11 protein-coding genes are annotated in these 15,152 nt (G+C 40.9%); 10 read left to right on the top strand and 1 reads right to left on the bottom strand.

The genetic code is table 11. The features are described from left to right. The first annotated feature begins 8 nt into the window (after positions 1-8). From J1N10_RS05405 to J1N10_RS05360, 10 genes are all read left to right on the top strand, one after another. On the top strand, positions 9-1,385 hold the full coding sequence (locus tag J1N10_RS05405) for an ABC transporter permease (protein ID WP_262325660.1): 1,377 nt from the start codon (positions 9-11) through the stop codon (positions 1,383-1,385). A gap of 3 nt (positions 1,386-1,388) precedes the next feature. Then, the gene (locus J1N10_RS05400) at positions 1,389-2,888 is read left to right on the top strand and encodes a TolC family protein (RefSeq protein WP_262325659.1); all 1,500 of its coding nucleotides are present in this window, start codon (positions 1,389-1,391) and stop codon (positions 2,886-2,888) included. A 2-nt stretch (positions 2,889-2,890) separates the two neighbouring features. Beyond that, positions 2,891-4,138: an efflux RND transporter periplasmic adaptor subunit gene (locus tag J1N10_RS05395; RefSeq protein ID WP_262325658.1), complete on the top strand. Its 1,248-nt coding sequence runs from the start codon at positions 2,891-2,893 to the stop codon at positions 4,136-4,138. A 191-nt stretch (positions 4,139-4,329) separates the two neighbouring features. Further along, entirely contained in the window at positions 4,330-6,246 is a 1,917-nt protein-coding gene (gene dnaK / locus J1N10_RS05390) for a molecular chaperone DnaK (RefSeq protein WP_262325657.1), read from the top strand. A 145-nt stretch (positions 6,247-6,391) separates the two neighbouring features. Beyond that, positions 6,392-7,246 (top strand): toxin-antitoxin system YwqK family antitoxin, encoded by an 855-nt coding sequence (locus J1N10_RS05385; RefSeq protein WP_262325656.1) that lies wholly within the window; start codon positions 6,392-6,394, stop codon positions 7,244-7,246. Beyond that, positions 7,246-8,850: a S8 family serine peptidase gene (locus J1N10_RS05380; RefSeq protein ID WP_262325655.1), complete on the top strand. Its 1,605-nt coding sequence runs from the start codon at positions 7,246-7,248 to the stop codon at positions 8,848-8,850. The genes J1N10_RS05385 and J1N10_RS05380 overlap by 1 nt, the downstream gene beginning before the upstream one ends. A 4-nt stretch (positions 8,851-8,854) precedes the next feature. Next, positions 8,855-10,240 carry an exodeoxyribonuclease VII large subunit gene (gene xseA / locus J1N10_RS05375; protein WP_262325654.1) on the top strand — a complete coding sequence of 462 codons (1,386 nt, stop codon included), beginning with the start codon at positions 8,855-8,857 and terminating at the stop codon, positions 10,238-10,240. A gap of 58 nt (positions 10,241-10,298) precedes the next feature. After that, a complete protein-coding gene (locus tag J1N10_RS05370; protein WP_262325653.1) occupies positions 10,299-12,533 on the top strand; it encodes a tetratricopeptide repeat-containing sensor histidine kinase in 2,235 nt (744 codons plus the stop codon). 11 nt (positions 12,534-12,544) lie between these two features. Then, positions 12,545-12,745, top strand: a complete 201-nt coding sequence (xseB, locus tag J1N10_RS05365) for an exodeoxyribonuclease VII small subunit (RefSeq protein WP_262325652.1) — start codon at positions 12,545-12,547, stop codon at positions 12,743-12,745. Between the two features lie 315 nt (positions 12,746-13,060). Then, positions 13,061-14,101, top strand: coding sequence for a GMP reductase (locus J1N10_RS05360; protein WP_262325651.1), 1,041 nt, complete (start codon positions 13,061-13,063; stop codon positions 14,099-14,101). Between the two features lie 103 nt (positions 14,102-14,204). Here the strand turns inward: J1N10_RS05360 and J1N10_RS05355 are convergent, their stop codons facing one another. After that, on the bottom strand, positions 14,205-14,921 hold the full coding sequence (locus tag J1N10_RS05355) for an NUDIX domain-containing protein (RefSeq protein WP_262325650.1): 717 nt from the start codon (positions 14,919-14,921) through the stop codon (positions 14,205-14,207). Between the last annotated feature and the right edge of the window lie 231 nt (positions 14,922-15,152).

Raw genomic sequence — 15,152 nt, 5'->3', positions numbered from 1 at the left:
CCGGATAAATGAAAAAATCACCAAAGCAAATATACCTGCGGTATTCACATAATGTGATTATCGCCATTGAGGCTATTCTTTCCAATAAAGTCAAGTCGCTTCTAACAGCATTGGGCATAATGTTTGGCGTGGCTGCTGTTATTAGTATGCTGGCAATTGGCAAAGGTGCTCAACAGGAAGTACTCGAACAAATCAAACTGGTTGGTGTCAATAACATCATTATCACACCAGTTGAACAGGAAATTGATGCTGATGGTAACACAAGTAACGGAGAAAGCAACAAACGCAAATTTTCGCGTGGCTTGCATTCGATGGATGCCCTGGCCATAGCACAAACCATCCCTTCAGTCAAAAAGGTAAGTCCGGTTGTTTCTATTAATTACCACGCCATAAAAGAAGGTAAAAGTTATCCGGTAACCCTCGAAGGCACATCAGAAGATTATTTTGAAATGTTGAACATCGGAATTGACAAAGGGCGAAAGTTTAGTCAGCAACAAACAGAAAAAGGCGTTCCGGTGTGTATTATTGGTAATAACATTAAGGAAAAATTCTTTAACCAAATTAACCCAATTGGCCAATATATCAAATGCGGACAAGTATGGTTACAAGTTATTGGCACCATCGAAAAACGAGATTTTACCAGCTCAGCATCTGATGAGATGGGCATTAGCAGTAGTGACAATAAAATCATCATTCCCATTAAAACCATGCTAATGCGTTTTCAGGATAAAGGAGCCATCAAACCCGAAGTAATGGATAACATGGCTGGTGGCGGCTTTGTGTTTTTTATGGGTGGCAGCGATGAAGAAGAAGCCCCTCAGGCGAAGGGAAAAACCATGCATCAGCTCGATAAAATCATTGTTCAGGTTGATGAAACAGAACAACTTTCGGCAACTGCTGATGTTATCAAACGACTTATTCTCAGAAGGCATTCCAACATGTATGATTTCGAAGTAACAGTACCTGAACTATTACTGAAGCAACAACAAAAAACGAATGAAATATTCAACATTGTGCTAGGCGCCATTGCGGGCATTTCACTCATTGTAGGAGGTATTGGCATTATGAATATTATGCTGGCATCAGTTTGGGAGCGCATCCGCGAAATTGGCACACGCCAGGCCATCGGTGCATCGCGCAAGGATATTATTGTGCAGTTTTTAGCCGAATCCACCTTAATCAGTATTTCTGGTGGTTTGATTGGAATTATTCTTGGTGTGCTTTTGGCCCACCTCATCCAAATAACAGCTGATATTAAAACCATTGTTTCCGTTTTCTCAATTGTTGTCGCTTTTGGCGTTTCGGCCACGGTAGGTATCATTTTCGGATATATACCGGCTAAAAGTGCTGCCAACCAAGACCCTGTTGAATCCTTAAGACATTAAACTATGCGTCGAATAAAATATATACTTTGCCTTTTTCTAACTGGAACATCACTCATTGCTCAAACGGCATCTGACTCCTTAAAGCAGCAAATGCGCCTAACGCTCGATGAAGCCATTAACCTGGCCAAACTACAGTCGTTGGCCAGCTTCAGATCTAAAAATATGTACCTGGCCAGCTACTGGGATTACCGTAGCTTTAGAGCTTCTCAACTTCCGGGCTTGAGAATCAACACTACCCCATTATACTACAACCGTTCTATTTCTGCTCAATACAACTCGGTTACAGGCGAATATGATTTTGTACCTGATGAACGCATTTCATCTGACATTGGCTTATCAATTAATCAAAACGTAACTTTTACGGGTGGTCAATTAAGTCTAAACTCTGATTTTTCGCGCATGGAAAACATTGAGTCAGGCAACATAAGCTATCGAACAGTTCCATTAAGTATTAAATTAAGTCAACCGCTAAATGGCTACAACGAGTTTAAATGGCAATCAAAACTAAAGCCCCTTGAATTTGAACAAGCAAAAAAAACCTTCCTTTCTGAAATGGAAGCGCTTTCGGAGCAAGCCGTTCGTGTATTCTTCAATTCAGTTGGTGCTGAAATAGACTTAAAAATAGCCGAAACCAACCTGGCTAATGCCGATACTTTATTTAATGTTGGTAAAGGGCGATTTCAAATCGGAACAGTCACCCAAGATGAACTACTCGATTTGGAGCTGACTTATCTGAATGCCAAAATGTCAAAAACACGTGCTAAAGTTAACCTGCAACAGGCACGTAATACTTTAAATTCCTTTTTAGGATTTGACAAAGACCTGGTAATCATTCCTCTTATCCCTGACGAAGTACCTGACTTAAAAGTTAAAGCTGATGAAGCCCTGACATTAGCAAAAGAAAATAACCCTCAGATATTGGCATTAGAAGCCCGTATGATTCAGGCCAATGAAAACATTGCCCGCACAAGATCCACCAGTGGCTTAAGTGCCGATTTAAGTGCTAATCTGGGCATTAACAAGCAATCCAAAGACTTTGATGAGGCGTATAAATCACCCTTTGGCGATGACCGTGGATTGGGAGTAAGTATTAATGCGCCCATCATTGATTGGGGTACTCGACGTGGGCAGGTTCTTATGGCCAAATCAAATAAACAAGTTACTGAAGCCGAAGTGAAGCAAGCCCTTATTGATTTTGAACAAGATGTTGTTATGAATATCCTGGAGTTTAATCTACAGGAAGAACAAGTAGCCATTTCAGCCAAAGCAGATACTGTTGCCCAGCTAGGTTTTAATGTCACCAAACAGCGTTTTATGATTGACAAGGTGGATGTGCTAAAATTAAATGCTGCCCGTAATAACCTTGACAATGCCAAGCGTAACTACATCAACGCCTTATCCAATTACTGGCGTGGTTATTATACCATTCGTCAAATCACTTTGTTTGATTTTGAGCGCAATGAATCATTAATCAAATCGTTGGACTACCTTCTTGACAACTAATTATGGACAAACGAAAACTAAGCCTTATAATTGCCCCAATCGTACTTCTTACTGTCATCATCTGGCAGCCATGGAAAACTCTTTCCAGTTCACACAAGACCATTAAAGTGGAAAAAGGGCTTTTTGAAACGACAGTAGAAGCTACCGGCGAATTAAAAGCCGAAAAAGCGGTTGATATAACAGTACCAGAAGTAAGTTTTAACGACGAAGTCGACATCTGGGCCATGAAAATACTAAGCCTGATTGAAGAGGGTAAAATTGTTAAGAAAGGTGATGAAGTTGCTCAACTCGAACCAACCGAAGTAGAAGAAAATCTGACGACGGTAAATGAAAAACTAAATGAGTTATACACCCTGGTTGAGGATGCGAAAATCGACTCAACACTGGCATTGGAAGCTCAGCGTGAAACCATTCAAAAAGAACGTGACCGAGTATTAGATGCTGAATTGAAAGTTGAGCAGTCATCCTTTGAATCGAAGGCCGTTCAGCGCCAAACAGCTATTGAATTGGAGAAGGCACATCGTTCACTTTCAAAATCAAAACGCGATTTAATAACCAAAACCCAAAAGCACAAAACCCTTATTGCCAGAAATGAACGAAAAGTAAAACGCTTCGAATACAAAAAAAACCTGCTTGAGCAACTCCGAAGCGAGCTAATCGTAACATCACCAGCCGATGGCATGATTATTTATGGTAATGGTTATAATGGCCAAAAAGTAAAAGTTGGCTCACGAGTTGGCCGATGGATGCCTTTAATTGCTACCTTGCCTGATTTAAATACGCTCATCTCAGAGATGTATGTGAAAGAAATTGACATCGCTAAAATTAAAATCAATCAGGATGTTAACATTACTATCGATGCCTTTCCTAAAAAGATATTTAAAGGACGCATTACCAGCATTGCAAATATTGGCCAGGAAATACCAGGCGAATTTCAGAATGGTTTTAAAGTAATAGTCAAACTGATGGATTTTGAGGAAGAACTGTTACCTGGCATGACTACAACCAACACCATTATTACTAATAGTTTTAAAGATGCCCTTTATATCGACAAAAAAGCGGTATTGGGCAATGACTCCATTAACTATGTCATTCAAAAGAAGGGCTTATCACTTATCCGTAAACAAATAATTACTGGTCTTGAAACCGACATGTACTACCAGGTTATTGATGGACTGGAGGAAAATGAGAAAGTCATTCTTCACCGACCAGAAAATTCTAATGATCTGGAATTGGTGGAGCTGAACTGACACAATACATCATTATTTTCCTGTCGTCTTGTCAATCTGTCATTTTTACTGACAGCATTTTTGTTTTTTTCGAAGCTTCACTGTCAATATTGCACAAAAAACAGTGCATTGTGTCTTGGCACACCATTTGATTAATAGCTCACCGTAATAATTGAAAACAATTAAAAGAACAACAATATAATTACATAACAATGGGAAAAATTATTGGTATCGACTTAGGAACAACCAACTCATGCGTTTCGGTAATGGAAGGAAACGAACCGGTTGTGATTCCAAACAGTGAAGGTAAAAGAACAACGCCATCTATCGTGGCATTTGTTGAAGGCGGCGAACGTAAAGTTGGTGATCCTGCAAAACGTCAGGCTATTACCAATCCTCATAAAACAATTTATTCAATCAAGCGCTTCATGGGATCGATGTACGACGAAATTCCTCATGAAGTAACACGTGTACCATACGATGTTGTAAAAGGTGATAACAACACTCCTCGTGTGAAGATTGATGACCGTTTATATTCTGCTCAGGAGATTTCGGCTATGACACTTCAAAAAATGAAGAAAACAGCTGAAGATTATCTTGGACAAGAAGTGACAGAAGCAGTTATTACTGTTCCTGCCTATTTTAACGATGCTCAGCGTCAGGCTACTAAAGAAGCTGGTGAGATTGCCGGTTTAAAAGTGAGCCGTATCATCAACGAGCCTACTGCAGCTTCATTGGCTTATGGTTTAGATAAGATGGACCGCGACATGAAAGTGGCCGTATTCGACCTTGGTGGTGGTACTTTCGACATTTCTGTTTTAGAGCTTGGTGACGGTGTATTCGAAGTGAAATCAACAAACGGTGATACTCACCTGGGTGGTGACGACTTTGATGATGCTATCATCGATTGGTTAGCGGAAGAATTCTTGAAAGATGAGAACATTGACTTGCGTAAAGATCCAATGGCTCACCAGCGTTTAAAAGATGCTGCCGAAAAAGCAAAAATTGAGTTATCTTCATCAACAAGCACAGAGATTAACTTACCATATATCATGCCGGTTGACGGTATTCCAAAACACTTGGTAAGAACATTGACTCGCGCACAGTTTGAGCAAATTTGCGACAGTTTGATTCAACGCACTTTAGAGCCATGTAAAACTGCTCTTAAAGATGCTGGTATGACGCCTTCTGATATCGACGAAGTAATTCTTGTAGGTGGTTCAACTCGTATTCCAGCTATACAGAAAATTGTTGAAGATTTCTTCGGTAAAGCTCCTTCAAAAGGTGTGAACCCTGATGAAGTAGTAGCAGTTGGTGCAGCAATCCAGGGTGGTGTATTAACCGGTGAAGTAAAAGACGTACTTCTGTTAGATGTGACGCCTCTTTCATTGGGTATCGAAACGATGGGTAGTGTAATGACGAAGTTGATTGAAGCTAACACCACAATCCCAACTAAAAAGTCGGAAACATTTACGACTGCAGTAGATAACCAGCCATCGGTTGAGATTCACGTATTGCAAGGCGAGCGTTCAATGGCTAAGGACAACAAAACCATCGGTCGTTTCCACTTAGACGGTATTCCACCGGCACCACGTGCAACACCTCAGATTGAAGTAACGTTTGACATTGATGCCAACGGTATCCTTCATGTAACAGCCAAAGATAAAGCCACAGGTAAAGAGCAAAGTATTCGTATCGAAGCATCTTCAGGTTTATCAGATGACGAAATCAAGCGCATGAAAGACGAAGCAGAAGCAAATGCTGATGCTGACAAGGCTGAAAAAGAAAAAATTGATAAGTTGAACGGTGCTGATAGCTTGATTTTCCAAACTGAAAAGCAATTGAAAGAGTTTGGTGACAAATTGCCAGCTGACAAAAAACAACCTATCGAGGCGGCTCTAGAGAAGTTGAAAGAAGCACACAAAGCGCAAGATATTGCTGCTATTGATGCTGCTACCAATGAGCTAAACACTGTTTTCCAGGCTGCATCGCAAGAAATGTACAACGCCAGCCAGCAAGCCGGCGGACAGTCAGGACCTGATGCTGGTGCTCAACCAGGACCAGACGCAGGTGCTCAGGGTGGTAAAGACGACGAAGTAACTGATGTTGACTTCGAAGAAGTAAAATAATTACTACTGACATATATATTCTAAAGAAAGTCTCCTTTTTAAGGGGACTTTTTTTATATTTTTGAAACCTGTTAGGTAAATAAAAGTAACACACAACAGGCACACTATTTGTGTCAGAAAACACCTGTTAAAAGCGTACATAAAGATGAAGTTATTTATTCTTTCAACCATCATTGCCATTGTAAGCCTAAATGCATCAGCTCAAACCGATGTATTTGGCAACCGCGTACCATCTAAAAAAAGTAAAGTGGCTCCTATTCCGGCCAATTATAATCAAACAGATGCCAATGGCTTAAAGCAAGGCCCCTGGGAAAAACGTTACACCGATGGTTCGCCATTGTATAAGGCAACTTTTAAGAATAATAAGCCCGTTGGAAAATACACACGTTACTACCCTAATGGTAAAATGAGCCTGGAAATAGTATATGATGAAAATGGTGTGTATGGTGATGCGAAGTTATTTAACGAAGATGGTCAACTTTCATCTCAGGGGAAATACAAGGGCCAATCAAAAATTGACACATGGACGTATTACAATACCAAAGAGCAGATACTGGCTACCGAGCAATTTATGGATGGACAGCCTCATGGTGAATACAAAGTTTTCTATACCAATGGTGCTGTTGCTGAAGTGCTAAACTGGCAAAATGGCAAAAAACATGGCGAGTGGTTGAAGTTTTTTGACAACGGAGCTCCTTTACTGCAAGCCAGTTATATTGATAACAAACTACAGGGCAAATATTTGTATTATTTCAAAAATGGTCAGTTAGAGATTGAAGCCAATTACAATAACGATAAGGAAGATGGTAAGTGGACCTTTTATCATGCCGATGGCAAAGTCAATTATGTTTTAAAATACAAAAACGGCACCTTGCTTAATCCGGAAGTATTGGATGAAAGAAGAGAAAAAGAACGGGCAGATTTCGAGCAAAGAAAAGACTCATTGAAAGATCCGGAAAAGATGCGAAACAATCCTGATATGTACATGAGAGGATATTAATGAAACAACTGATAGCCATATCTCTTCTTCTTATAAGCTTTACTATATCTAAAGCCCAGAATGGCTATTGGGTTTCTTTCACCGATAAAAAGGATTCCCCCAACTCCGTTGAACAACCCCAAGCCTTTTTATCGCAGCGTGCTATTGAGCGCCGGCAAAAGCAAAACATCGCCATAAGCGAAGAGGATTTCCCGGTTAATGCATCTTATGTTGATAGCCTAAAAAATGCTGGCATTGATGTCAGGCATACCAGTAAATGGCTCAATGGCGCTATTGTTTTCTCGGCTCATACTGAACTGATGGACACCTTAGCCAGGGTATCATTTATTGCTTCAGTTGAAAAAACAAAACAAGTAACAAGCGCCAAAACTTTCGAAAAGTTTGAAGCAATCGCGCCTTCATTAAAAAGCCAGGGCGAAAGTGATTATGGACAGGCCTGGAATCAAATCAGCACTGTCAACGGGCACAAATTGCATCAGAATAGTTTCACCGGCGAAGGAATGATCATAGCAGTGATCGATGCTGGCTTTTACAAAGCAGATGAACTCCCGCTTTTTCAACACCTCTGGGATAATAACCAGATACTTGGCACCAAAGATTTTGTTGACCCGCACTCCAATATATTTGCAGAACACCGACATGGCATGAATGTGCTCTCCATTATTGGAGGAAAGATGAGCCAGCAATTCATCGGCACTGCCCCAGATGCTTCGTTCTGGCTTTTGCGCAGTGAAGATGCCGATTCGGAATATCCAATAGAACCCGATTACTGGGTTTGCGCAGCAGAATTCGCTGACAGTGCCGGGGTGGATATTATCAACACCTCATTGGGTTACTATGAATTCGATTCGCCTGCAATGAGTTATACATACGATGATTTGAATGCCTCCAGTCGTGCATCAAGAGCATCCGATATTGCTTCGTCAAAAGGCATGATCGTGATAACCAGTGCCGGCAACGAAGGCAACGATAGCTGGCGTTATATTGGTGTGCCTGCCGATGCCAAAGAGTGCCTTGCCATTGGAGCCATGACTTCCGATAGCGTGAAAGCTGGTTTTTCATCCTTTGGCCTTGAAAACGGCCCCATCAAACCAGAAGTGACGGCCATGGGCGTTTCAGTGGCCGTTCAAAATACATCAGGTAGTATTAGTACCGGAAACGGCACTTCATTCTCTGCTCCTGTCATTACCGGGTTGGCGGCTTGTTTGTGGCAAGCCTTGCCGGAAAAATCAGCAAGCGAAATACGCCAATTGATTATTGACAGTGCTCATCAGAGTGACAACCCGGATAATGAATTAGGTTATGGCATTCCTGACTTTAACCTGGCTTATCATGTTGATGTTCCAGAACTAACAAGGGATGAACAACAATGGAGCATTGCTCCCAATCCATTTAAACAGCAGTTGATATTAAGTAATCAGGCCTATAAAAATGTAACGGTCTCGCTTATTGATTTAACCGGACGACTTCGATTTAAAAAGCAATACATCAACGAAAAACGCATCGTGATAAATGAAGTGGCTCACCTGCCTAATGGCATATACATCGTTTCAATCGAAAACAAACACTTCAGACAGCATGTTAAAGTGATAAAAAGCCGCTAATTCTATGTCGCAAGAACATCTAAGCCTTTCTGAACTTAATCAGAATATTAAAGAACAGATAAAAGATGCCTTTCCTTCAACTTATTGGGTTGTAGCCGAAATTAGCGAGATTAGAACTGTCAGAAGTGGTCACTGCTATCTGGAGCTAATCGAAAAAGATGTGTCATCCGACCAGGTTAAGGCTAAAGCTCGCGCTACCATCTGGGCGTTTACCTATCGGATGTTAAAACCTTATTTTGAAACCACCACCAAACAAACTTTGTCTGCCGGACTTAAGGTACTGCTTAAGGTTAGCATTGAATTTCAGGAAGTATATGGTTTCAGCTTAAATGTAAAAGACATTGATCCAACTTTTACCTTAGGCGATATAGCACGTCGCAAACTGGAAGTCATCAGGCAGTTGGAAGAAGATGGTGTGATGGAGATGAACAAAGAAACTTACCTGGCCGAAGTTCCGCAAACCCTTGCCGTTATATCCTCACCTACCGCAGCCGGTTACGAAGACTTTGTTAATCAACTGAAAAATAACGCCGGCAACTACAAAGTGTATCACAAATTATTTCCGGCTATTATGCAGGGCGATGAAGCTGAAAGCTCCATTATCAATGCTCTGGATCGCATTTATGAACACGAAGCCTTATTTGATGCCGTTGTTATAATCCGTGGTGGCGGGTCAACAGCTGACTTAATGTGTTTCGACAATTATGAACTAGCCCTTAACATCGCTCAGTTTCCTTTACCTGTACTTACCGGCATCGGTCACGAAAGAGATGAATCAGTTGCTGACATGGTGGCACACACACGGCTTAAAACACCCACTGCTGTGGCCGAATTTATCATTGAGCGGATTCATAATTTTGATGCTTATTTGATGGATTTAAAAGAACAATTTGTTGCCTCCACCCAACAAATGATTAACGATGAAAAGCACCGTTTTGAGATAGCTGCTTTAAAGTTTCAACCGGCAATTAAAACGGCTCTGTCACAAAAGAAACAATACCAGATAGATGCTGCTCACAGGCTAGACTTCACTGTTAAAAACTATTTTCAAAAGCAACAAAGTTACTTTGCGCACGTGAAAGAGTCGGCTCACTATCTTATTAAAAAGCAACTGCGTGCCGGTTTTCAAAAACAGCAGTTTGCAGTTACGCGCTTAAAACTTGAAACCTCGGCATTTGTTAAAAACCACAAGCAAAAGCTGGCCTTGTCGCAACGCACCATAGAATTAAGCGATCCAGCTAATATCCTAAACAAAGGGTATTCAATCACATACAAAGATTTCAAGACTATAAAAAATCTGCAAGTCATCAGCTTAGGCGATGAAATATTGACACAAACAAAAGATGGCGAAATTATTAGTAGTATTGAAAAAATAACGGCCAAAAGTTAACGGTATGTGCCTCTCTTTTTATATTTTGTGCTCTGTTTAATAAGCCTAGCACATTTCGATGACAACCAAACTCAATCAGGAAAGAAAATCTGTTTCAACGGGGTGCCTTATCGCACTGCTGTTTTTTTGTCTTACAATTAACGGACAAGAAGCTTCAGAACACAAAGCTTATCAATTGATTTCGTATGCCGAAAACACCAATTCGGTTGAAGAGGTAATTGACTATTGCGAACAAGCCATTGCCACAATCGACAACTCACTCGAAGCAAACACCCAATTTGACATATATCAAAAAGTGGCGCTTACTCTGTATAATCATAAGCAATATGGAGTCTCTAAAAAATACTTTGGCGAAGCATTAAAACTGAAAAGCAAAATCAACGACATAAATTTGATTGCTGACATTGAAGGTTACCTTGGATGGATTGAAAGTGCCAATAATCATTATGAACAAGCCATTGTGCACTTTAACGCAGCACTAAAGCTATATGCTCAAAGTAAAAATCTGGAAAAAACAGGTAATACATACAATAGCATTGGCGCCATGCATTGGTATCAGCGCAATTACCCATTAGCACTCGATAATTTTGATAAAGTACTGAGCATTGGTGAGAGAATGGACAACTCAACACTAATTCGGAAAGGGCTGACAAACAAAGGTGTTGTACTTAATACATTGTCCCAATACAACGAAGCCTTAGCATGCTTTGAGAGCGCTCTTGAAATAGCTCAGCTTGATAATGATAAAAAAAGCCGGGCCGCCCTGCTTAATAATATTGGAAACCTCAATTCAGAACTTAAACAGAACGAAACGGCGCTTCATAACTTTAAAGAAGCCCTGCAGTTATATATTGACTTAGATGACAAAGATGGCATCAGCGGCTGCTACAACAACATGGGTGAAGTTTACCTCCAGCTAGGTAATACACTTCAGGCACTGGAAAACTACCAGACATCATTAGCTATTTCAAAACAAGAGGGTGATAGTGCAAGTATAACCATTTCATATGTTAACATTGGTCGTGCACACCAAAACGGCCAACAGTACAGTAAAGCTATATCGTATTACGAGAAAGCATTAAAACTGATGCTTACGTTTGACGACCCTTCATTAAAAGCTGAAACATATCTGCACTTGGGGCAAACGCTGCTAATCAACAGGCATTACGATCAATCGAAGAGCTATTTGGAAAAAGCCTGTCAATTAGCCAATACGCTTGAAGAAAAATCATTACAAGCACAAGCTTGCAACAGCCTGTCAGAATGGTATAGTAAACAAGGTGATTATGAAAAAGCCTTAAGTTATAAGTCGGAGTATGCCGAACTAAAAGACGCCATCACGGATGAACAAGCCATGCTGAGCAGTGCCAGAATGGAAGCTGTGTATAAGTTATTACAGAAAGAAGAACAGATATCAATACTTGAACAGGATAATATTGATAAAACGGAAAGCCTGCAATTGGCGCGTAACACCCGCACAGTATACCTGATTATTGCCGGCATGCTGTTGGTTATTCTAATTGTATTGTTTGTGTCTTTTCGGGCAAGAAAAAAGGCCGAACATTTGCTGAAAGAGAAAAATGAAGAATTAAAACAATTAAATGCTACTAAAGATAAGTTCTTCTCTATTATTGCACATGACCTCAAAAGTCCGTTTAGCTCACTGATGGGTTTCGCCGAAATGTTAGCGCTGAATGCGGAGAGTAAAAACACCAGTGCTGTGGTAGAATACTCACAAATCATCCATAACTCAACAAAGCGACTGCTCGGCCTGGTTGAAAACCTACTGCAATGGTCGCGCACACAAATTGGAACGACAGAATACAAACCAAGCCAACTCGACATCTCGATACAGACGCACAATATCGTATCATTACTACGCCTCAATGCTGAGGAAAAAGACATTGTTATCAGTCCCAAAATAGAGCGCAACCTGATTGCCTGGGCCGATGAAAACCTGTACAACACAACACTGCGAAACCTAATTAGCAATGCTATTAAATTCTCGCGTATTGGCAGCGTTATTTATGTGACAGCAGGCATTAAAAACGATATGATTGAAGTGTCAGTTGCCGACTCGGGTGTTGGTATCCGACAGGAAAATTTGGAGAAGCTATTTACTGTTGACACCACTTTTAGCACCAAAGGCACCTTAAACGAAAAAGGCACCGGCCTGGGACTGGTTTTGTGTAAAGAGTTTGTTGAAATCAATAAAGGGACTATTTGGGCAGAAAGTGAACTGGAAAAAGGCAGTACATTTTATTTTACATTACCTTTGCTGCACAACAATTAGAATCCTATAGCATGACAAAAAAGAAGCTTACTTATAACGATGCCGTTAGTGAAATTGAAGAGATATTACAGCAAATTGAGAACGAAGAATTAGATGTTGATGATTTGTCGGCTAAGGTAAAACGTGTAAGTGCATTAATTAAAACATGCAAGGACAAACTGCACAAAACAGAAGAAGAAGTAGAGAAAATATTGAAAGATATTGAAGAGTAATTAGTCTAAAAGGTTAATTTGATTATTCATTGATTTGTTAATCTACTGAAAAAATGAAGTGTTCATTGAACAATTAATTAACTGAAGGCGTGATGAATTGGCTAATTGATAAATTGTTGATTCCTTGAACTAAGGAATAAGCGACTCCAACCCCAAACCCCAAACTCGAAACTCGAAACCCAGAACCCGAAACCTAAACTCTCCTCTCCCATCCTTTTTCCCTCCCGCCACCTTCCATCGAACAATTGAATTAAATAGTTGCAATTTTTAATTTGATTCGCCTATCTTTGTCTGTAATCAAAAAACGGAATTGAGATGAGAATAGAATACGACATTAAGTTGGGATTCAAAGACGTCATGTTCAGACCTAAGCGTTCGACGCTTAAAAGCCGCTCGCAAGTTAACTTGCAACGCACCTTTAAATTTATGCATACCAGCATCGAATGGACAGGTGTACCTATTATGGCGGCCAACATGGACACAGTTGGGACTTTTGAGATGGCTATCAAACTAGCCGAAAAAGAAATGTTTACTGCCATGCACAAACACTACACGGTGGATGAGTGGAACAACTTTCTAAAATCTGCACCAAAAGGTATTGAGAATTATATTGCTGTCAGCACAGGAACAGGTGCCAACGACCTTGAAAAGGTACAAGCCATTTTTAAGGACAATGAACACCTTAAGTTTATTTGTATTGATGTGGCCAATGGCTATTCAGAGCATTTTGTTGCTTTTGTAAAAAAAGCCCGTCAGTTATTCCCCGATAAAGTAATAATGGCAGGTAATGTGGTGACCGGCGAAATGGTGGAAGAACTTCTTTTGGCCGGTGCCGATATTATTAAGGTAGGTATCGGACCTGGGTCGGTGTGTACCACACGTGTTAAAACGGGTGTGGGTTATCCTCAGTTATCGGCTATTGTGGAGTGTGCTGATGCAGCCCATGGTTTAGGTGGTCAGATTATCAGTGATGGTGGTTGTGCTGTTCCGGGTGATGTGGCTAAGGCTTTTGGTGCTGGTGCCGATTTTGTAATGTTGGGCGGTATGTTAGCCGGGCATGATGAAAGCGGTGGTCAAACCATAGAGAAAGATGGCAAGAAATACAAGCAATTCTATGGCATGAGCTCTGCTATGGCCATGGACAAGCACGCCGGTGGTGTGGCCGAGTATCGTGCCAGCGAAGGCAAAACTGTGGAAGTGGAATACCGCGGCCCGGTCGAAGTAACCGTGCAGGATATTCTTGGTGGTGTGCGCAGTACCTGTACCTATGTGGGTGCGTCACAGCTAAAAGAGTTGACCAAGCGTACCACGTTTATCCGCGTTGCAGAACAGGAAAATCGCGTTTATACGAAATAATCCGATTGAATAAATTGATAGATAAAGCCGCTACTGTTAGCGGCTTTGTTGTTATATCAATTATTAGCGTAAATCAGCGTCATCTGCGGAAAATAAACTTCTCTTACAAAAATACCTCGCCAGGAATACGCAACTCAACCTCCTGCTCTGTAAGCTTTAAACCAGTATTACTAATAGCAGCTTCAACCACCTTTTTGTTATAATTATTAACCTCTTCGTGGTTTAAAAAGACATCCACATCCATCCAACGCGCTTCCAGTATCTCATCGGCATCGTTGATGAATATTTCGTGGCTTAAAGCCCTGGCCGTGCAGACAAAATACAAATTAGACTCGCCAAACTGACCGGCATTAAAATGCCCTATATTCATAATCGATTCCAGCACTACCTCAACACCTGTTTCTTCGAGCACCTCACGTTGCAAAGCCGCTTTTAGCGTTTCGCCTTTATCAATATGCCCGCCGGGCAACTTATAGCCGGGCTGAAACTTGTCTTTTATCACCAGCAACTTATTGTTGCGCAACACCACTGCCCCTACACCGGCAATATAGTTGCGGCTGGTGGGTATATAGGCATTCTCAGTCAACCGCTTTACCAGCATCACGCTTCTTTCGTCGCAATGATGAAACTCAAAACCCAGGTTGGTCAATACAGGTATAAAAGCAGATTGCTCGATATTAACCTTCACCCACAACAGCTTTTTATTGTGTAAGCTGAGCATAAGTTGTTCCAGCTCACTTCTAAAAGCAGCTTCTGACAGGCTGATATCGCTTGTTTCAATGGTTATTCCCTGGTAGCGGTCTTCGGTTATTGCTAGCATGCTTGACTATATTAAAAACAGGGACAAAGATACATTATTGAGGTTATAGTTAGAATAGCACTATCAGCCATTCGATGTTAACCTATGATACTAAATGAATCGCAGTAGGCAGCTAAATGCAATCTGCGACTTCGTTTCTATTACTTTGTAGTATCAGACTAGATTATAGCCAATATAGATACAATCGATGCCGAACAGGTATTACAACGGCCTGCCGTATGATGCGTAGCT

The sequence above is a fragment of the Carboxylicivirga litoralis genome (genome assembly GCF_025499605.1).
Taxonomy (GTDB): Bacteria; Bacteroidota; Bacteroidia; order Bacteroidales; family Marinilabiliaceae; genus Carboxylicivirga; species Carboxylicivirga litoralis.
The sequence above is the reverse complement of the archived record's forward strand: the minus strand, read 5'-3'. Positions and strand labels throughout refer to the sequence as shown.

Excerpts from the sequence above, each read along its gene's own strand:
- J1N10_RS05405 (WP_262325660.1), top strand. The coding sequence starts at position 9 with ATGAAAAAATCACCAAAGCAAATATACCTGCGGTATTCACATAATGTG.
- J1N10_RS05400 (WP_262325659.1), top strand. The coding sequence starts at position 1,389 with ATGCGTCGAATAAAATATATACTTTGCCTTTTTCTAACTGGAACATCA.
- J1N10_RS05395 (WP_262325658.1), top strand. The coding sequence starts at position 2,891 with ATGGACAAACGAAAACTAAGCCTTATAATTGCCCCAATCGTACTTCTT.
- dnaK (WP_262325657.1), top strand. The coding sequence starts at position 4,330 with ATGGGAAAAATTATTGGTATCGACTTAGGAACAACCAACTCATGCGTT.
- J1N10_RS05385 (WP_262325656.1), top strand. The coding sequence starts at position 6,392 with ATGAAGTTATTTATTCTTTCAACCATCATTGCCATTGTAAGCCTAAAT.
- J1N10_RS05380 (WP_262325655.1), top strand. The coding sequence starts at position 7,246 with ATGAAACAACTGATAGCCATATCTCTTCTTCTTATAAGCTTTACTATA.
- xseA (WP_262325654.1), top strand. The coding sequence starts at position 8,855 with ATGTCGCAAGAACATCTAAGCCTTTCTGAACTTAATCAGAATATTAAA.
- J1N10_RS05370 (WP_262325653.1), top strand. The coding sequence starts at position 10,299 with ATGACAACCAAACTCAATCAGGAAAGAAAATCTGTTTCAACGGGGTGC.
- xseB (WP_262325652.1), top strand. The coding sequence starts at position 12,545 with ATGACAAAAAAGAAGCTTACTTATAACGATGCCGTTAGTGAAATTGAA.
- J1N10_RS05360 (WP_262325651.1), top strand. The coding sequence starts at position 13,061 with ATGAGAATAGAATACGACATTAAGTTGGGATTCAAAGACGTCATGTTC.
- J1N10_RS05355 (WP_262325650.1), bottom strand. The coding sequence starts at position 14,921 with ATGCTAGCAATAACCGAAGACCGCTACCAGGGAATAACCATTGAAACA.